Source organism: Sulfoacidibacillus ferrooxidans (genome assembly GCF_022606465.1).
In the GTDB taxonomy this organism is placed as follows: Bacteria; Bacillota; Bacilli; order Alicyclobacillales; family SLC66; genus Sulfoacidibacillus; species Sulfoacidibacillus ferrooxidans.
The window spans coordinates 175,941-195,178 of sequence record NZ_JALBUF010000005.1 but is presented as its reverse complement, the minus strand read 5'-3'; the positions used below and the strand labels follow the sequence as shown (position 1 = coordinate 195,178).

The following is a 19,238-nucleotide window of genomic DNA, read 5'->3' as shown; positions in this document are numbered from 1 at the left end:
AGTATGCCCAGTAAGCAACCCGTAAAATACTCCATTTTTAAGCTAAATGATGTAAACACTGGATCAACCGTTTCTTCGCGAGTCGTTCAATAGAAGGCTCATCAAACTTCATCGGCTTTGCATTTGCCTCAAAAAGAACTGGACTTCCATCTTTCATGAGTCCCATATCAATAGATAGTTCTGACCAAATACCAGGAGATGTTGCAATAGCATCTGCAGCTTTCACAGCAACATCACTGGCCTGGTACAAAACGTACTCGGCACGTTTGCCATATAGGTCTTTTAATACATCTTGTGGTTTTGCAATTTCTCCGCCATTGGGTACGTGAGTAGTAATTCCTCGTGCGGGTCCAATTCTTACACCTGCCCCAGTCAAAGCAAAAGATGCATTCGAATCTTTATGCAAAAGTAACCGCAGATCAAACCGCCGTCCACGGTAGTGTTCTACGGCTGCCTCTTCTTGCAAAAGATAATGCTGGCCCCATCTGCGCGTTAGAATCCAGTCAGACAATTCTTTGTAAGTAAAAAGGCCATGACGCACACGCCTTCCCTTTTGTTGTTCAAGCACTTCAAAATGTTGTCCGTGTTTAGCCATGTGGAAAATTCCAATTCCTGCTTTCCCTGAAATGGGTTTAAGATAAAGCCCATCATACTCACCAGTGCTTACAAAGTCCAAAATATCTTCCGCATGTCTGACCACATGACTTCGAGGAGTACATGCTGCTAGATCTGTTCTGGAATCCCATAGAGCAGCAATCTCATCTTTACGTAGAAAATGCGGATTGGTGATCTTCCTCCCCTGACGCTCCAACTCATGTATGGTCTTCTTTACAACATCCTGATTTTCTAACACCCGAGTTGGAATCCTGTTATATAAAACTTTTGGGAATCCAACGAAACTTTCTTTTTTAAGAGACCCTTGTTGGGAATACCGATAGACCGTTACTTCTCGCGGACATACATTATAGATCGCGCAAGAAATATCCTGACTATGTGCCGCTTGAATGATTCGCCTAAAATTAGATACATTCCCACCAAGTACATCAGGTTTACGACTTGCCGTTAAAATACCGATTGGATCCTTTACTGTCTTTCCAATCATCGTAGTACACCTGCCATAGATTGATGCATCACAAGCCATCTGGCATAGAGTAAAATAGCTTTGCGAGACCATTGCCCAGCACTTCGCAAAGATGGATGTGAAAAAATAGAGCGCCCCGGTTTTGCATTTGCCTCAAAAAGCACCATTCTACCATCCGTAGCAATCCCCATATCGAGCCCCAATTCTCCTAACGAAACATCAAGTCCACTTGACAACTTTTGACTTATAAGACTAGCTGTCTGCTCAATTTCATTACGCACTGCATCTACGCGATCACCATACCAACTGCGCAATACAAAATCTCCATCTTCCACTCGTCCCCCACTGTGTACATGAGTGGTAATACCTTCTGGATGACCGACTTTTGCTCCAATACCCGCCACTTTCCATTCATGATCTGTTAACCTATGGATATGAACGCGAAAATCAGTTTTACACCCTTCATATTTAGCCAATGGAATCGCTTCTTGCACAATAAATGGCATATTCCCCATGCGTGTACGACAAGCTTCTACACAGTCTTCTGGCCTCATGAACGTAAGAGCATGTAGGCCAGATCCATCACGCGTTTCCAGCTGGTAGTGACCATTTACTTTAGTAGCTCTGCAAATCCCTTCACCAAAACTCCCACCGATAGGCTTGATAAAAACACCTTCGTACTGTTCCAACCACCGAAGAACAGTATTCGGTTCCCAAAGAGTCAACGTATTAGGTAAAAAAGATGTAAGTTCATCATCCGTTCGCAAAATCTGATCCATTTCGCGTTTATTAAAAAATCTTTGATTAAAATAGGGTATTCCTTGTTCCCTTAGCCAATGCTTCGCCAACTTCGTTTCTTCAGCCGACTCCTCTTTACGCGTAGGTATTCGATTGTAAACAACATCAGGCAAAACATTTTTACGATCCATGAGTAGTTGCCGTGGCGTCATAGAATAGGCAGTCACATCCATCGCTTGCGCGGTGCGCAACAATGCCCTGATATATGGAGAGCGCGTATTATGCTCTCCCGTTAAAATGGCGAATACGAAGTTTGACGACCTATTCATGTAGTCACTCCCCCTCTCACAGATGAAGACGCTTGCTTTTTTTTACGCTGTGTTTGCTTTCGCACTGTAGATTCAGGCATAGCAATCTGCCATGCCTTTCGCACATCAATGGATTCATCCCACACTTCATCATTGCGAATCATAGTAAAGATCAAGTCAATGGGTTCACGATATCTGACATAACTTGCGGTTCTCTTCACATTTGCATAGACCTCTTCCGCTATAGGAAGCAAATAATCACGATCATTTCGATAAAATGCCTTCATGCGCATGGCATCGTGTAAATCAATATAAGGAAGTTCTGCATGGTGGTGTGCAACTACATAAGCGAGCGCAAGAGCCCCGAGTGCAATATTTGGATCTACAAGAAAACTAGCAGGCGTTCGATACTCAAATCCGCCATATGATTTGTGCCGAATATCCCCTAAAAACCCATACTTAGGACGCCTTCTTAGTGCACTGACAGGGTCTTCAATCAACATTAGCGGCATACCAACATAAGCATCTAAACAATTGACAAAGCGCGCTGTAAAAGGAATTCCACTAAAATGGATATGTCCACCAATCGGAAATCGTTCAAATGGTGCACTTCCGGCTACCCATACTGGATAAGGTGTTGCAGACAAAGAAATAGCATCTTTTAATACACGCTCTATGTTTTGACATAATCCCTCTGGTGTGGGTGATGGAAGAGGACGGATTTCACCTAATGGGCGACGAGACCGATCGCCATTTAAAGTTCGATCATCACAGCCCACCTTACCCTTCAAAGGAAAGTATCTAGATGCTGGTATTAACTTGCCATGACGTGATTTCAACATGAATTCCAGATCAGTTCCTAGCAATACTCGGTCTACTTCCGCACGATTATTGCGTTCCTCTTGTGTCATAAACTCATTGATTGCCTGGGCGTAAAGTTGTAGTAGACGACCTTTACAAACCGGAGAGGGTGACACATCTAACACAATAGGGCGACCTTTTGGTCCAATCCCAATACTCACAAGACCGAACTCCAGTCCCACAGCATGCATTGCCCTGACAGCTAACAAACTCACTCTTCTTGCCTCATCATCAGAATCAAAAACCACTTCTGTATAATGATCTTGAATTTGATGAATTCGTTTGCTAAGCCAAACGGATTTTCCTTCTGTTCGAAAACACGCTAGCGCCCGCAAATTAAATACAGGAACACGATAGGTTTTAATTAATTGATTCTTTGTTTCTGTTTCTTCATCGCGGTTTGTAAATCTCGGACAATTCACGCCAGCTCTTCGTAAAGTTTTAAGAAGCGTTCTCCGTGAATCTGCGATAAATAGTGCCTCACGGCGATTAATCGTCCATTTTCCCCGATCCTGATCTTCCGTGTTGCCAAAGCGGATGACTGTGTCATCCGCACCTACACGCCTGATTTCTTCAATTGGCACTAGTCTTGGCACTTGGACGGCCAAACGCTCTGCAGACATTTGACCGCTGTGTAGCAAATAGTACGTCACAGTGCATGGCGCCTCCCTTCACCTCTGTCTGGCACTCGCAAGTCCCAGCGCGAAGCGAATCGGTCGCAGGAATGATAAATCAACGAGTTGTTCAGAGCCGGAGCTGGTCATCGGTGTCTTCCAGGGTTTTGAATTGACTTCAATTACATAAATTTCTCCTGTTTCACTGACTCCAAGGTCGATTCCCATTTCACCAAGTATGCGACCCGATTGTTCTTCAATGCATGCAGGAATCAATTTTTCCAATTGGCGAATGGTTTGTTTTATATCTGAAAGTGAAACATCTTGATCAAAAGTTAGCGCAGATAGTGGAAGTGCTTGACCTCCAGTCGCCAAATTTGATGTAAAATCCCCTTTGGCAGCCACACGAATATACATTTTTGTGCGCTTCCAGTGACCTTGTCGATTCTTTTGCACCAATAAGCGAATGTCAAAGGGACGTTCTTCAAATTGAGCAAGTGCAATTCCTTGCTGTACGATATGCGGATTACGCGTTAAGCGCGCCCTAAAGTGCTGATAGATTGATTTTGCATCATGTACTTCTACAGTCGTTCCCAAACCTTGCTTCGTTCGTAAAACAGCCTGCCAGAGTTCTCCCACACGCTGTACTCGAATAATCCCAATCCCTAAACTGCCATGAATGGGCTTAATAAAAACCGTTTCATGTTTTTGTAGAAAGATTCGCAAGGTTTCAGGTCCTGTAACTAATGCCGTATGAGGTACATGCATCCTTAATTTAGGAACCATTGCAAGCCAGGAATGCACTTCCCATTTGTCAAAATAGCCATCATTAAAAATGACTGAAACCTGTTTTAAATACTCTCTGGCTTGTGTGAACGTTTTAGAACGATCGTAACTTCTTGAAATAATTTGATCATAGATGACCGGAGGAATAGCTAGATCTGCTAGGGCAACGAGACGTTGCCCCTCCGTTGTACGATTAGCTAAGATATACCCGCGTAGACGTTTGCGTTGTACATCAATGTTCGCTGGATCAAATACACAGGCAAATGCACCTTCCCGAGCTGCTGCCTCAAGATACCTCAAGAGCAATGGACCCTGTTTCCCTTGAAAGATGCCACTTACAACACGCGGTCTAGCCATGACCCCTATCTGTGGTACTCGAAGTTGTCGAGTCAACCCACAAAGCGATAATAAAGGTTCTGACGTCACTGCTGGTCAGCCTCCTTTACGCCGCGCAAAAAATCAGTACTGAACACAGCATATTCAAGAACACGTTGAAGTGACAAACGTCGCAACTCAGGATCGATACGCCGATACATTTGTCTTCCAGGACATGGATTAACTTCAAGAATAAACGCTCTACCTTGTCGATCGACTGCAATATCTACGCCTAGTTCCACGAGTGCCACATGTTGATTAGCAATAGCGTGAAAAGCGGCAATAGCAGCTGTTTGACCACGTTCTATTGCTTGTAAAAGCAAAGCCACACGATGGTCCGGCATGCGCTTTAGCAAGTCTTCAATCGACAACGGAATAGCTCCTGTATGCAAATTTGTGGTTACCGATTCACTCGGTGCTACGCGAGCAACAATGGCTGTGCATACAGCTGAATCCACCCCTTCTGCACTAGCTTGAATCAGGTATCGCAAGTCAAATGGTTCATTGCTCATCGTCCTCATCATGTGTACTGTACGCTGGGCGATAAATGGAGTTGACATCGTCAAACGCACAAATCGCCGCAACAGATCTTGATCAGTCGCAAGTACTTCTCCATGCGCATAATTAAAACGATCAGAATTTGCCCGTGTGACGATATATCTTGAATTTTCTTCAACAATCCTTACAATTTGTTGACCTTGTGTACCCCGCACAGGTTTCACATAGACATCGCCTAACTGATGAACAGCTTTAATGAGGTCATAAGGAGATTGAATTAGAGTGACAGGTAATAAGAACGGTAACACCGCTTGTGATTTGCTTAACATCGTATGCAACAACCATTTTTCACTTTGGGTCCGCGGCAAAGTACCAATCACTGATTTGTTCGTTAAAATCATTTCATCAACGTCCATTTGCTTTCGAAAGCGAAGAGGACGTTGCACAGCACGTCTCCATACAAAATCTGGCCACGGACAGATTTCTAGACGCCATCTACGCTTTGAAGGATAGTACCGATATCCAAGCGTCTGACGCTGTTCATACTGTAAATGACCAGGAGTCACAACAAATAAGTCCACACCTTGATTTTTTGCGATCAATGCCATTTCGCGAAATAAATTGGTTTGTGGTCCAAATAAACTCCGTTTCCCAGGTAGAGCGTAAATAGCTATACTGGGACCAAAATATAACGCACTTCCACGCCTTTGCTTTCTTACACAATAGTCAGGTAAATGCAAGAAACGCTCTGCCTTTTTAGAAAAAGCAGGGCGTATAAGCGTGTTTTGTTTCACTTTCAGCGAGCGCAATCCATAAGTGATAGTCTGTAATTGTTGTGATTTCGGTATATTTTGCGGGATCACATTCCACGCTCGACGACGTACAACAGCCTTTCTCGGTGTTTTTTTAGCTAGCCCTGTCATCAGACCGCACCTCACACAAAAAGGGGCGCACTGCGCCCCACAAGTTAATTACTATTGGATGTGCGGGCGATCTACAACCCAGACTCGTCTTCGAGTGAACTTTCATCGTCGAAGCTCTCTTTTTTGTCAGTAGGTTCACACGTTAGCACCCAAATTTTCGTTTGGCCAACCACTTCAACTGATAATTCAAGTTCAACACGCACAGCGATTTCTGCCCCGTCATCGACGATCGTCGCATCCAAGCAATTCGGCTGTTGAACCATTTGAACGGAGACCACCAGGTCGTCGCGGAAACAGTTTGGATCTAATTCTTGCAGGGCGATATGTTCAACATAGGGCACAGTATCCTTGGCAACCGCCGTCTCACTGTTACCGTTATAGGAATACCATACGTTAATATCAAATCGTCCATGAACTTCAATCGTATCTCCTGCCAATGTTGCTTCGCAGGAATGATTCATCACCCAGCAACCGCCAATCGTCGTGGGGCGATTAGCAGGGCGAATCGTATACGTGGACTGGGCGTATTTGCTCCCTTTTCCACATACGGCGCTGGTGATAATCTCGCGGCATCCGGTATCTTTGGCGAGCATCACTCTGTGACCTCCTCTGAATTGTTGCATCATTACCATTGGGCGAGAGTACAACCGTGATAACAGTCTAGCCCGTTTCTGTACTTCCAACAGTATGCCGGCTGACCCTTTTTGGTGAGAACGTGTAGGTTCTCACCTGCGCCCACAGTCAACACATCGTATGCATAATGGAACCTTCCCGACACGAAAAAAGCGCCCATTTCGGGCGCTTTATCAACCTATAGCTTTATTTATACAATTTTTTGACGACATCTGCCTTGTTAACTGTGTGGAAGCACCTGAGAATATACCCGAAGCCAATTCTCTCCTGCCACCTTAGCTAACACCCTAGAGCCATAATTTCGCTCGATTTTTTGCAATAAATGAGGGTAATCAGACCCATTTCGCAGATCCCTTAAGGTCGTCTCTATACCATCAAAATCAGAACCCAATGCAACTGCATCCTCCCCAGCCACATTGAGCAGATGATCTATGTGTTTTAGTAAATCGTCTGTTGTTAACACTTCTGAAGAACCAATGAAACTGGGTACAAATGTAGCACCAATTACTCCACCAGAAGCTGCAATCGCACGGATTTGATCATCAGTCAAATTGCGGCGATGTGCAAAAACTGCCATCGCGTTACTATGAGATGCGACTACAGGTCCCTGATAAAGATCGAGAACATCCCAAACTCCACGTGGAGCAAGATGTGAAACATCCACAACCATACCTAATGTACGCATCGTTTTAACAACGTCTCGCCCAAATTGGGTCAACCCTGCACCGCGCGACTCGCCAACTCCATCTGCAACACAATTAGATCCATTCCAAGTGAGTCCAATGAGTCTTACGCCCAGTTGAAATAATGTGTATAACACACTCATCCGACCATTTAGAGCATCTGCACCCTCTAAGGATAAAATAGCGCCCTTCATCTCACTGTGCAGTACCCTTTGCATATCTTGCGTTGTTAGTACTGCTTGTATTGTATCAGAGCGTTCCACCTCACTGCGAAACCGATGAAGTGAGTCTAGTACTTTAAACAGTTGTTCAGATGCTGTTACATCTGGTTCGATGAATGTGACAAATACTTGAAGATCAACACCACTAGCTTGTAAATGTCGATAATTTTGATGTAATGCATTATCCTCATCATAAAAAGCAAGCTTCTCTTCACCCATGCGATATAAAATATCTGCATGGCCATCAACCACCCATTTTCCGTTAAACACCCAATCCCCTCCCAAGAATCCTTTGCCTATTCCGTAATATACATACGTTCTATAGAAGATGCCATACCATCATCACGTAAAGTGATAAATACAGCAGAAAATTGTCGCGCTCCATCTGCCACTTCATATTTTGCTGGCATTTGATCAAGAAATCTCTGTATGACCACATCGCGTTTCATCCCTAGGACACCATCTTTAGGCCCCGTCATTCCAACATCTGTAAGGTACGCAGTTTTTTTCGGCAAGATTCGTTCATCAGCTGTCTGTACATGGGTATGCGTTCCTACAACAGCAGAAACTTTCCCATCGGCATAAAAACCAAATGCAATTTTTTCTGAAGTTGCCTCACCGTGAAAATCCACAAAAATATGTTTTACATCATGCCCTAACTCGTCTACAATACGATCCAACGCGCGAAATGGACAGTCTGATAATCCCATAAATGTCCTTCCAATTAGACTCACTACAGCAAAACGATGCTTGCCAACTGAGCATACTGTATAGCCCCGTCCTGGAACACCAACTGGTAAATTAGCGGGACGGACAATTCGATCATCATGAGCAATGAGCTCTTGTGCCTCTTTTTGATCCCAAACATGGTTACCTAATGTCACTATCTCTACACCACAATCATATAAAAATTCAACGCTTGCGGAAGTAATACCACGACCATTCCACGCTGAATTCTCCGCATTTGCAATGACAAGATCGACATCATGAGTAGCCAGTAACTTAGGCAATACTTCCTTAACGTACTGTAATCCTGATTTCCCCGTTACATCGCCAATAAATAATACATTCACCGCTTCACACCCTTATGTATGGTACACATATGATTCATCAAATGAAGTAGAATGAACGCCACCATCCCTCAATAAGAAAAATAAAGCAGCCCATAAAGGCCGCCCTATTTTGCGTATTCTACTGCCCTTGTCTCACGAATGACGGTGACCTTGATCTGACCAGGATAATCCAATTCACTCTCAATTCGCTTGGAGATCTCCTTAGCCACCCTAATCGACTCAGCGTCGTCAACCTGCTCGGGTTTAACAATAATTCGAATTTCCCTACCTGCTTGAATCGCATAAGACTTGTCCACGCCACTAAAAGAGCATGCGATTTCTTCAAGTCTTTCTAACCTCTTCAAGTATACGTCTAATGACTCTCTTCTTGCTCCAGGCCGAGCTGCAGATAATGCATCAGCAGCTCCCACTAATACTGAAATTGCAGAAGTATATTCCACATCACCATGATGTGCTGCAATCGAATTAATGACAACAGGATGTTCTCTATACTTCTTTGCCAATTCGACACCAATTTCAACGTGAGACCCTTCGACTTCATGAGTGATCGCCTTACCCACATCATGTAATAAGCCACCACGTTTAGCCAAATTCACATCAAGGCCCAGTTCAGCTGCCATCAATCCAGCTAAGTGTGACACTTCGATGGAATGTTTTAAAACATTTTGGCCATAACTTGTGCGATACTTCAACCGCCCTAATATTTTAATCAAATCAGGGTGCATACCATGTATCCCCGTTTCAAAGGTAGCCTGCTCCCCTTCTTCACGGATTCTTTCATCAACTTCACGACGAGCTTTTTCTACCATCTCTTCAATACGAGCAGGATGAATTCTTCCGTCAGAAACTAATTTCTCAAGAGCTATTCTAGCAACTTCCCGACGAATCGGATCGAAGCCAGAAAGTATAACTGCTTCTGGAGTGTCATCAATAATCAAATCGACCCCAGTCAGCGTCTCTAAAGTACGGATGTTTCGACCCTCACGACCAATAATACGACCCTTCATTTCATCACTAGGTAATGCTACAACCGAAACAGTCGTCTCAGCTACATGATCGGCAGCACATCGTTGAATGGCGGTAGCAATAATTTCTTTAGCTTTACGATCCGCTTCTTCTTTTGCCTGCTGCTCAATTTCCTTCATGAGTTGTGCTGCATCATGTTTACACTCGGAACGTACCTGAGCTAAAATCAATTGTCTTGCATCACTTGCCGTCAACCCAGAAATCATCTGTAATTCATCAGCTTGACGCCTTACCGAGTCTTCAAGCTGAAATTTCAACTCTTCTACCACTTTTTCTTCACTAGCTACAATCTCTAATCGTTTCTCAAGTGACTCTGCCTTGCGATCTAGCGCTTCTTCTTTTTGCAGTAACCGACGCTCTAATCGTTGAACTTCCATTCGTCGTTCACGAAGTTCACGCTCCGCATCATTGCGGATGCGGTGACCTTCTTCCTTAGCCTCTAATACTGATTCCTTAAGTTTACTTTCCGCAGTTTTTTTAGCGGACTCTACAATTTGTTCAGCTTGCGCTCTTGCACCTGCAAGAGACATCTCCACAGATTTGCTACGAACTCGTATCCAGAACAGCATTCCTCCGCCCACCACTGCAGCTGTAACAAGAATCGCAACGATGAACATAATGGAGGATATCATTTTTTCATCTGCCTCCCACCCGTATCCGAGAGGGACGCTGAGTAACATTCAGAAAATCATCATAACACTGAATGCAATGTTTCAAACCGCTATTCATCACATTTCAAAAACAGCAGGTATACGCACAGAAAAGTATACGATACGTACCAATCACTGTCAACCAATAATCAATTGATCATCATCCTAATAATTGGTCGAAAACTTTATGTATCGTACTAGCGCTATATCCCTTTCTCCCAAGGAAGGCACCTAAAATCGTCTTTAATTTTCGTTCTCGTTCTTCAGGAGGTAATTCTTCGTGTTCTAGTTTGCGTTCAATTTGTTCAAGCTTTTTTCGTCCGGCCTGCAACGCTCCGCGAAACTCATCATATTCGCTCACTTGTAATGCTTTTATAATTTGGTCCTTCGTCACACCACGCCGTAATAATTTAGCAGTCAAGGCCATTTTACTCGGCGTGTTGACTGTTTTTTGCGCCGCAGAAACAGTCGTGCTGATCAATTCTCCATCGTTAATCGCCTGATACTTACGCAACCATGCAAGCGCCTCTAAGGCAATCGTAGGTGTGTAATTTTTCTGTTTCACCAAGAACTGAAGCACTTCTGCCTCAGTTCTAGCTTTTCGTTTCACATACACTACAGCGTCCTCAATGGCCTGATGTGTAGCATCTTCAATACGAAGTAGCTCTTGTACCCTTTCATCACATACATTGCCAATTCTAAGACCAATCCGTTCTACACTCATCACTAAGTAGGGACCCACTATCGTTCCATCTTCCAAATGAATAAAAAGACGTTGCACATTTTCAGGATCTCTAACTAGTTGACAAACACTTTTATCTTCCATATTCAACCATCCCGACATTCTCTATGCATTTTATTCTTCAAAATCAAGATCATCTTCATCTTCTGCAGAATTGCCAAAATGAGTTGGTGCCGTCATCGTTTCAATGGTAATTGATTGTTCGCGAATCTTTGCCTCAATCTCTGCGGCAACATCCGAATGCTCCTTCAAATACAGTTTTGCATTCTCTTTTCCTTGACCAAGGCGTTCATCACCATATGAATACCACGCACCACTTTTTTGAATAATCTCTAGCTCAGTACCTAAGTCGACAATACTCCCTACTCTTGAAATGCCCTCACCGAACATAATGTCCACTTCGACTTGTTTAAATGGGGGCGCTACTTTGTTCTTCACTACTTTAATTTTTGTCCGACTACCTACAAGATCATTACCCTGTTTAAGCGATTCACCACGGCGAACTTCTAAGCGGATCGTGGAATAGAATTTTAAAGCTCGTCCACCTGTTGTAGTTTCTGGATTGCCAAACATGACGCCTACTTTTTCACGAATCTGGTTGATAAATATGGCAATCGTCTTGGACTTGTTAATCGCTCCACTCAACTTGCGCAATGCCTGAGACATCAACCGAGCTTGTAACCCAACGTGCGAGTCACCCATCTCTCCTTCAATCTCAGCTTTAGGAACCAGTGCCGCCACTGAATCAATAACAATAATATCTACTGCACCACTCCGCACCAATGCCTCAGCAATTTCTAGTGCTTGCTCACCAGTATCTGGCTGTGAAATCAGCATCTCATCGATATTTACACCGAGTTTATGGGCATATAAGGGATCAAGGGCATGCTCTGCATCAATAAATGCAGCTTGTCCACCCAGACGTTGGATTTCAGCGATCGCGTGTAGTGCAACGGTCGTTTTCCCCGATGACTCTGGACCGTAAATTTCGATAATTCTACCACGTGGATATCCACCAACACCAAGTGCAATATCCAAAGCCAAAGAGCCTGTGGACACCGTTTCGATATTCATCGACGATGAAGCCTCACCCAAACGCATAATAGAGCCTTTACCAAACTGTTTCTCTATCTGCTTTAACGCCAAATCTAATGCACTTTTGCGATCTGCCATACTCGAAACACGTCCTTTATAAGTTTATCAAAATAAAATGTGAAACTGTCTGTTGTCATATAGAGGTTGTTCAAAAAGGGGTCAGAACTCCCCGGCGCATGGCAGCGTCAGCGCCAAGAACGCTCCCTCACGTACCCAAAACGTACGCTCAGTCCACATTCTTGGCTTACTTCCTTGCACTGCATGGGTCTTACCTGCCCCCTTTTTGAACAGGCTCATATAGTAGCATTCATCACGTACTCCACTACGCCAGAAAACAGAAGATCAGTACGTTCCCAATAAAAATGATAGTAAGTATATTGTACTCGTCTATTGCCAAAAATACAAACGTTTGTTCGTGTATATTCTAAAGTAAATAAAGTTATACAGCAAAAGGAGTCGCTGCACCACCATTCGCGCAACGACTCCCCTCCGCTTATTTTTGTATACTCTTACGCTTTGTTAAATTTGCGCATCGATCCGTCACCAGAACGTGGACGAGCTGGCTCTAAATTAATCCGCATGCCATTCACACGTGCCTGACGCAATGATTCAAAAACAAAGGGAGCTGACTCTTCTTCCACTTCAACAAACGTAAACTTCTCAAAAATATCAATTTTCCCAACAGTATTACTTGGGATACCTGACTCTTCTGCAATCATGCGCACGATATCGCCAGGAGACATTCGAGCACTCCGGCCAATATTAACAAAGAACCTCACCATGCCAGAAGCTGCACCCGTATCGCCAAAATCGTACTTTTCCGTCTCATCGGCTTCCAGTTCACCTGCAGAAGCTAGTTTTAAGGCGGCCGCTGCAAGGTCGATCGGATCTAATTCATCAACCAATTTTCCAAGCACAGCACGATAGGAGGCAAGTCCACCACTTTGCACCGTTTGCTGTAAACGATCGCGCCAAATCTCCGCTTGACGTTCCGCTACATCTGCAAGCGATGGGACTTCACGAGCTTGTATAGTTGCTTTAGTTTCCCGTTGGATTGTTTTTAAGAGTTTAAATTCTCTTGGAGTAACTAAAGTTACAGCTAATCCACGACGTCCTGCACGACCTGTACGGCCAATGCGGTGAACATATGCTTCTGTATCTTGTGGAATGTCATAGTTAAATACATGCGTGACATTACCAACATCAATTCCTCGCGCAGCTACATCGGTTGCGACCAATAATTCAATATCACCTGTACGGAACCGTTTCATCACTCGATCACGTTGTGCCTGACTTAAATCACCATGTAATCCATCTGCTAAGTAGCCTCTGGAAATAAGTGCTTCAGTCAATTCATCGACTCCACGCTTTGTACGGCAAAAGATCATGCCAAGTGTAACATCTTCACTATCAATAATCCTGCACATGCTATCAAGTTTTGTGCGCTCCAACACTTTATAATACACTTGATCAATCAGAGGCACAGTCATTTCTCCACGAGCCATCTGTACATGCTCTGGGCTTTTCATATAGCGATTCGATAGACGCTTAACTTCAGCTGGAATTGTCGCAGAAAAGAGAAGTGTTTGTCGATCTTCTGGGATCGTCTGCAAAATAGACTCAATATCTTCGATAAAGCCCATATCGAGCATTTCATCTGCTTCGTCTAATACAACCGTCTTTACTTTATCCAACTTCAACGTGCCTCGGCGCAGGTGATCAAGAACGCGCCCCGGTGTTCCTATAACAATATTGACGCCTTGTTCTAATGCACGGATTTGATGTCCAATTGATTGCCCACCATAGATCGGCAATGTCCGCACACGTTTGAATTTAGCAATTTTACGCATTTCTCCAGCTACCTGTATAGCTAATTCACGTGTAGGCAGCAATACAATAGCTTGAACAAATCTACCAGTGCCTACTGCTTCTACTAGCGGAATACCAAAAGCAGCCGTTTTACCCGTACCTGTTTGAGCTTGTCCGATTACATCTTTTCCTTCTAAAATTAAAGGAATACATGTGGTTTGAATCGGAGATGGCTCTTCATAGCCCATTTCATCAATGGCTTCTTGTAATTTTTTGCTTAATTGAAATTCTAAAAACGACGTCATCCAATCACCCTCATCATCTAATTAACTCTTGTAAAAGCAAATACATTGCTAATTTTGCTGCCCTTATTCTTACTTGCATTCGGTTGCCAGAAAAAACTCTACGCATAACCTTTACCCCATCGGCGGAAGCGACTGCTGTATACACTAAGCCAACAGGCTTATCTACTGTAGCTCCACCAGGGCCAGCAATGCCAGTCACACTGACTCCGTAATCTGTACCAAGCGCTGCTCGCACACCTTGCGCCATCGCTCTTGCGACCTCTTCACTTACAGCACCGTGTTGTTCGAGTGAATTCTCTGAAACTCCAAGGATCGCTCTCTTGACTGCGTCAGAATAGGATACGACAGATCCCAAAAACACCTCAGAACTACCGGGTAAATCTACAATCATAGAACTAAGCATACCACCCGTACAACTCTCAGCAAATGAAATGGTTTTTCCGCGTTCTTGCAGTTCATGAAACACTACTTGAGCAAGAGATGTATCATCAAAGCCATACACATACTGCCCCAAACGCTTCATCAATTCTTTTTCAACTGGCGCAATCAATGCTATAGCTTCTTCACGCACAGCCGCCTTTGCAGTCAAGCGCAAAACCATTTCACCTTCAGATGCCAAAGGTGCAAGTGTGGGGTTTGTTTGTCCCCTCATCATGTCTTGCAGCATCGATTCAACATCTGATTCTCCAATTCCATACAGGCGCAAAACCCGACTATGGATCACAGAAGAACCCGATAGAACTGCTATTTTAGGACGAACCGACTCTTCAAACATTGGCCGCATCTCAAGCGGGGGGCCAGGCAACAAAAAGAAATGGTGACCTTCATGGCGCACATACTGTCCTGGTGCTGTTCCACGCGGATTGACGAGGAATTCGGCATCACCAATTTGCAAGGCCTGTCTCCGGTTGGTTTCAGATGGTTCTTTATTCATACGCAAAAAATAGGGCAGTACATGTTCCTCATACGCTTGTGCAGAAAAAGTCAGCGGAAGATTACACGCCTCAGCTACCGCATCACGTGTGACATCATCACCCGTTGGACCTAGTCCACCAGTCAAAATCACTATCTGCGATCGCGCCATCGCTCGCTTGATCAGCGCAGTCAAGCGATCCACATTATCACCCACTGCAGAGTGATAATAAACTGATACACCCAGTTTAGCCAATTCTTCAGATAAATAGCGCGCGTGAGAATTATCAATTTGACCGAGCAGTATTTCCGTTCCGACTGCAATCAATTCTGCAGAAAGCATCTTTTGCCAACTCCCTTATCACTAACGAGTGGCCTGACGTTATGACTGCGCGCCAAGTACATGCCTATTTTTCATGAAATAATCGATACCACTAATAACTGTCATGATCGCTGCCGCGTACAGAGTAATCACATCAAACGGGATCCCTATATAGGAAAAGGGGAAATCACCGATCATAATTTCAACCAGAGCAATCATCTGTAATGCTGTCTTCCACTTCCCAAGTCCGCTCGCTGCAATCACTTCACCTTCAGAGGAAGCGACAGCACGCAATCCAGTCACAGCAAACTCTCGCGCAATAATAATAATCGCGATCCACGCTGGAACCTTTTGCAATGCCACCAAACAGATCAATGATGTAGACACAAGCAATTTATCTGCCAACGGATCCATGAATTTACCGAAATTAGTAATTAACTTCCTTTTGCGAGCGATATATCCGTCTAAGCTGTCTGTACTGGCGGCAATTATAAACACGAATGCAGCAATGAGTTCCCCACCCGAGATGATACGTCCACCTGTGTACACTTGAAATAGTGGAATGCGTACCAGCAAAAACAGCATGACAATTGGAACCATGATCATTCTGGCTATAGTAATGCGGTTAGCCAGATTCACCTAGACGGCCTCCCCCACAAGATCAAATTCAAATGCATGCGAAATGCGAACCGGAACAATCGTACCAATCTGCAAATCCCGACCCGTCACGTACACAACACCGTCAATTTCTTTAGCATCAAACGGTGTTCTACCTACGTAGATCGAATGATCATCTTGGTCATAACCCTCAATCAACACCGGCACCACATCACCTACATGACGACTCATCCGAGCCGAAGCGACTCGTCGTGCAGTTTCCATCAATTCACTTGCGCGTCGTTCCTTTACTGAATCATCAACTTGAGTTGAAAAGGTGGCTGCTGGAGAAGACTCTTCTGCAGAGTAAGTAAATACCCCTATATGGTCAAATCCAATCTCTTCAACAAATAGTTGTAATCGTTGAAAATCCTCCTCAGTTTCTCCAGGGAAACCTACAATGAACGAGGAGCGCAATACCACACCAGGAATTCGATCTCTCATCTTCGCTACTAACTCGCGAATGTGCCGTTGCCGTCCAGGACGCTGCATGGCTCGCAAGATATGATCCTCTGAATGTTGCAAAGGCATATCAATATATTTAACAACTTTTGGCAGTATGCGAAAAGCTTCAATCAGATCATCAGTAAAATATCCTGGGTATGCATAATGCAAACGAATCCACTGCAAACCATCAATATCATTTAAAGCGCGCAGTAAATCTGGTAATTGTCGCTTCCCATACAAATCTAATCCGTATTGTGTTGAGTCTTGAGCAATCAAATTCACTTCGCGTACACCCTGTGCCACAAGTTGCTTCGCCTCAGTCACGATACTTTCAATCGTTCGCGAGCGAAACGTCCCTCTCATCTGTGGAATCACACAAAATGTACACTTATGATCGCACCCTTCTGCAATTTTAATATATGCAGAAGGTCCACCAGAGGTTTTACGCGGTGTAAATTCATCATAAATATAAACAGGATTACCCGTCCACTTAGGACGCTCTCCATTTTTCGCCTGTTCGATGAGTTCAACAATGCGTGGAAACTCTCCAGTACCCACAAGTCCATCAATCTCAGGAATCTCCAAGAGCAGTTCTTCTGCGTAACGTTGTGCCATACATCCCGCGACAAGTAGCTTTTTACCTGGATGCTTGTCTGCCGCTAGACGTAAAATGGTATCCACTGACTCTTGCTTTGCTGCATCAATAAACGCACAAGTATTCACAATGACAACATCCGCCAAATCCGGATCATCAGTCATGGTATACCCTTTTTGCTCCATCAAACCGACCATAACTTCTGAATCCACCGCGTTTTTTTCGCAGCCTAAAGTTACAATCGAAACGCGTTGATTTGCCATCGATATCTTCCTCCACGTTACAGCAAGACAAAAAAATGTAGCGGAATTCGCCGCCACTTTCCATGTACCCATTTCACTCTTATAAATTATAGAGTGTTACAGATCAAGTGTCAAAACTTATTATTTGAAACAAGCCTCATCGGTAATTGACATACTGCAAATCTGCCGCTAAATCTTCGCCTTTTAACGTTTGTATCACCATTTGAAGATCATCACGACTTTTTCCCGTTACCCGTACTTGATCCCCTTGTAACGTTGCCTGCACCTTTAGTTTAGAATCTTTAATGATTTTCACAATCTTTTTTGCTACATCTTGCTCAAGACCTTGTTTAATGCGAATGGTCTGTCGCACTGTCCCCTTGGCAGCAGGCTCAACCACTTGATAATCTAAACTTTTCAAAGAAATTCCACGTTTAATAAGCTTAGTCTGTAAAATATCAATCACACTCGTAAGCTTATATTCGTCATCACTCACAACGACAATATCTTCATCGCTCATGTTGATCTCACTCTTACTGCCCTTAAAATCAAAACGCGTCTGCAATTCCTTTTGCGCCTGATGAACCGCATTAATCACCTCTTGCACATCAGCATTTGACACAATATCAAACGAAGCTTCCTTCGCCATCAGAACACTCCCCCTATTTTTTCACAAAGGAATACGTATATCCTCCAAGTGCTGATCGAACAAGCGGTACAGGTAATCCATTGATCGTCATGGAAATATTTCTGCTAGCCCCTGCGTCAATCGAAATAGAATGAACTGCAGTCCATGATTGAGTCTGACCAGGTGCCACAATTGCACTTGTCACCAGCATTTGTCCGTCGCCAACAACCTGAATCCAGCACTTACCTGATACCCCGGTAACAGATAGTTGTAATGGTGCGGTGCTTGCCACTTGAAATGAAGTAGAAAGTGATGTGTTACTAACCTCTGTTAGGACCACTTTGGGTGCTGTTGGTATACTCTTTTTCACATGTTGTTTACTAATTCCTTTAGCTTTTGTAGTACCCGCCGTCCCATGAGCAGTCGATGTAGTCACAGAAACCGCTGACTTGGTTACTCGCGGCTGATTCATAGCAGTTGTTATGACCACAATGAGCGTTAAAACAACTACGCCAAGTGCAAGTATGCCCATTTTGTTTTGCCACGGAAACCGTTCTTCTTTTCTACCTACTTGAGTCGCCCTTTGCCGTCTATCGGCATGTACTGTTTGTGACTGTTTACGTGCGGTCCCCGCTACAAAATTTGGTGTAGAACGATACACAGCCTCATCTGTTGTATTACCCTGCATGGCACCTTCCTTTTGGGCCAAATATTGAGCCGTGAGTTTTGCACCATCTAACCCTAAAAAATCTGCATAACTGCGAATAAACCCGCGCGCATAGACTATACCTGGCATAATACTGAGATCGCCTTCTTCAATCGCCTGCAGATAGCGACTGCGGATCTTTGTCGTTTCCACTACCTCTGATAGTGTCATATTGCGTGACTCACGTGTTTGACGCAAATAATTACCTAGTTCACGCAACGCAGCACGTTCTTTTCCTACCTCATCACGCGTGCTTCCCAATCCGTTCTCTTGCAACGGAATTCCTCCTTAAACTCATTCCAACTGCA

Annotated in this window: 17 protein-coding genes; all 17 read right to left on the bottom strand. The window is 44.0% G+C overall.

All coding sequences use genetic code 11. The annotated features are described in order from the left end of the window. Positions 1 to 37: 37 nt before the first annotated feature. The 17 genes from MM817_RS09670 to MM817_RS09590 all read right to left on the bottom strand — a co-directional run bounded on the left by MM817_RS09670 (position 38) and on the right by MM817_RS09590 (position 19,206). Complete coding sequence (locus MM817_RS09670) at positions 38 to 1,102, bottom strand: YheC/YheD family protein (protein WP_241714224.1); 1,065 nt, start codon at positions 1,100 to 1,102, stop codon at positions 38 to 40. Further along, positions 1,099 to 2,148: a YheC/YheD family endospore coat-associated protein gene (locus tag MM817_RS09665; protein ID WP_241714222.1), complete on the bottom strand. Its 1,050-nt coding sequence runs from the start codon at positions 2,146 to 2,148 to the stop codon at positions 1,099 to 1,101. Before MM817_RS09665 ends, MM817_RS09670 begins: the two co-directional genes overlap by 4 nt. Continuing rightward, positions 2,145 to 3,641 carry a putative amidoligase domain-containing protein gene (locus MM817_RS17265; RefSeq protein ID WP_241714220.1) on the bottom strand — a complete coding sequence of 499 codons (1,497 nt, stop codon included), beginning with the start codon at positions 3,639 to 3,641 and terminating at the stop codon, positions 2,145 to 2,147. Before MM817_RS17265 ends, MM817_RS09665 begins: the two co-directional genes overlap by 4 nt. Before the next feature lie 18 nt (positions 3,642 to 3,659). Continuing rightward, positions 3,660 to 4,814 carry a YheC/YheD family endospore coat-associated protein gene (locus MM817_RS09655; RefSeq protein WP_241714218.1) on the bottom strand — a complete coding sequence of 385 codons (1,155 nt, stop codon included), beginning with the start codon at positions 4,812 to 4,814 and terminating at the stop codon, positions 3,660 to 3,662. Beyond that, on the bottom strand, positions 4,811 to 6,184 hold the full coding sequence (locus tag MM817_RS09650; RefSeq protein ID WP_241714216.1) for a YheC/YheD family protein: 1,374 nt from the start codon (positions 6,182 to 6,184) through the stop codon (positions 4,811 to 4,813). Before MM817_RS09650 ends, MM817_RS09655 begins: the two co-directional genes overlap by 4 nt. A gap of 71 nt (positions 6,185 to 6,255) precedes the next feature. Beyond that, positions 6,256 to 6,777, bottom strand: coding sequence for an outer spore coat protein CotE (gene cotE, locus MM817_RS09645; RefSeq protein ID WP_241714280.1), 522 nt, complete (start codon positions 6,775 to 6,777; stop codon positions 6,256 to 6,258). Positions 6,778 to 7,037: 260 nt separating this feature from the next. Beyond that, the gene (locus tag MM817_RS09640; RefSeq protein WP_241714215.1) at positions 7,038 to 7,991 is read right to left on the bottom strand and encodes a dipeptidase; all 954 of its coding nucleotides are present in this window, start codon (positions 7,989 to 7,991) and stop codon (positions 7,038 to 7,040) included. Positions 7,992 to 8,017: 26 nt separating this feature from the next. Beyond that, the gene (locus MM817_RS09635; protein ID WP_241714213.1) at positions 8,018 to 8,794 is read right to left on the bottom strand and encodes a TIGR00282 family metallophosphoesterase; all 777 of its coding nucleotides are present in this window, start codon (positions 8,792 to 8,794) and stop codon (positions 8,018 to 8,020) included. A gap of 104 nt (positions 8,795 to 8,898) precedes the next feature. After that, complete coding sequence (gene rny / locus MM817_RS09630; protein ID WP_419723382.1) at positions 8,899 to 10,389, bottom strand: ribonuclease Y; 1,491 nt, start codon at positions 10,387 to 10,389, stop codon at positions 8,899 to 8,901. Between the two features lie 241 nt (positions 10,390 to 10,630). Beyond that, positions 10,631 to 11,296, bottom strand: a complete 666-nt coding sequence (locus tag MM817_RS09625; RefSeq protein WP_241714209.1) for a regulatory protein RecX — start codon at positions 11,294 to 11,296, stop codon at positions 10,631 to 10,633. Between the two features lie 30 nt (positions 11,297 to 11,326). Then, entirely contained in the window at positions 11,327 to 12,385 is a 1,059-nt protein-coding gene (recA, locus tag MM817_RS09620; protein ID WP_241714207.1) for a recombinase RecA, read from the bottom strand. A 431-nt stretch (positions 12,386 to 12,816) separates the two neighbouring features. Continuing rightward, entirely contained in the window at positions 12,817 to 14,421 is a 1,605-nt protein-coding gene (locus tag MM817_RS09615) for a DEAD/DEAH box helicase (protein WP_241714196.1), read from the bottom strand. Positions 14,422 to 14,434: 13 nt separating this feature from the next. Further along, entirely contained in the window at positions 14,435 to 15,676 is a 1,242-nt protein-coding gene (locus MM817_RS09610; RefSeq protein WP_241714195.1) for a competence/damage-inducible protein A, read from the bottom strand. A gap of 39 nt (positions 15,677 to 15,715) precedes the next feature. Continuing rightward, entirely contained in the window at positions 15,716 to 16,294 is a 579-nt protein-coding gene (gene pgsA / locus MM817_RS09605; protein ID WP_241714193.1) for a CDP-diacylglycerol--glycerol-3-phosphate 3-phosphatidyltransferase, read from the bottom strand. Further along, on the bottom strand, positions 16,295 to 17,617 hold the full coding sequence (gene rimO / locus MM817_RS09600) for a 30S ribosomal protein S12 methylthiotransferase RimO (RefSeq protein WP_241714191.1): 1,323 nt from the start codon (positions 17,615 to 17,617) through the stop codon (positions 16,295 to 16,297). A 136-nt stretch (positions 17,618 to 17,753) separates the two neighbouring features. Further along, positions 17,754 to 18,245, bottom strand: a complete 492-nt coding sequence (locus MM817_RS09595) for a YajQ family cyclic di-GMP-binding protein (RefSeq protein WP_241714189.1) — start codon at positions 18,243 to 18,245, stop codon at positions 17,754 to 17,756. A gap of 13 nt (positions 18,246 to 18,258) precedes the next feature. Beyond that, positions 18,259 to 19,206 (bottom strand): helix-turn-helix domain-containing protein, encoded by a 948-nt coding sequence (locus MM817_RS09590; protein ID WP_241714188.1) that lies wholly within the window; start codon positions 19,204 to 19,206, stop codon positions 18,259 to 18,261. Between the last annotated feature and the right edge of the window lie 32 nt (positions 19,207 to 19,238).

What these genes read in the sequence shown, in the direction of transcription:
- rimO (WP_241714191.1), bottom strand. Translation starts at nt 17,617, where the DNA reads ATGGCAAATCAACGCGTTTCGATTGTAACTTTAGGCTGCGAAAAAAAC.
- MM817_RS09615 (WP_241714196.1), bottom strand. Translation starts at nt 14,421, where the DNA reads ATGACGTCGTTTTTAGAATTTCAATTAAGCAAAAAATTACAAGAAGCC.
- MM817_RS09625 (WP_241714209.1), bottom strand. Translation starts at nt 11,296, where the DNA reads ATGGAAGATAAAAGTGTTTGTCAACTAGTTAGAGATCCTGAAAATGTG.
- MM817_RS09665 (WP_241714222.1), bottom strand. Translation starts at nt 2,148, where the DNA reads ATGAATAGGTCGTCAAACTTCGTATTCGCCATTTTAACGGGAGAGCAT.
- MM817_RS09610 (WP_241714195.1), bottom strand. Translation starts at nt 15,676, where the DNA reads ATGCTTTCTGCAGAATTGATTGCAGTCGGAACGGAAATACTGCTCGGT.
- cotE (WP_241714280.1), bottom strand. Translation starts at nt 6,777, where the DNA reads ATGCTCGCCAAAGATACCGGATGCCGCGAGATTATCACCAGCGCCGTA.
- recA (WP_241714207.1), bottom strand. Translation starts at nt 12,385, where the DNA reads ATGGCAGATCGCAAAAGTGCATTAGATTTGGCGTTAAAGCAGATAGAG.
- MM817_RS09650 (WP_241714216.1), bottom strand. Translation starts at nt 6,184, where the DNA reads ATGACAGGGCTAGCTAAAAAAACACCGAGAAAGGCTGTTGTACGTCGT.
- rny (WP_419723382.1), bottom strand. Translation starts at nt 10,389, where the DNA reads ATGCTGTTCTGGATACGAGTTCGTAGCAAATCTGTGGAGATGTCTCTT.
- MM817_RS09595 (WP_241714189.1), bottom strand. Translation starts at nt 18,245, where the DNA reads ATGGCGAAGGAAGCTTCGTTTGATATTGTGTCAAATGCTGATGTGCAA.
- MM817_RS09670 (WP_241714224.1), bottom strand. Translation starts at nt 1,102, where the DNA reads ATGATTGGAAAGACAGTAAAGGATCCAATCGGTATTTTAACGGCAAGT.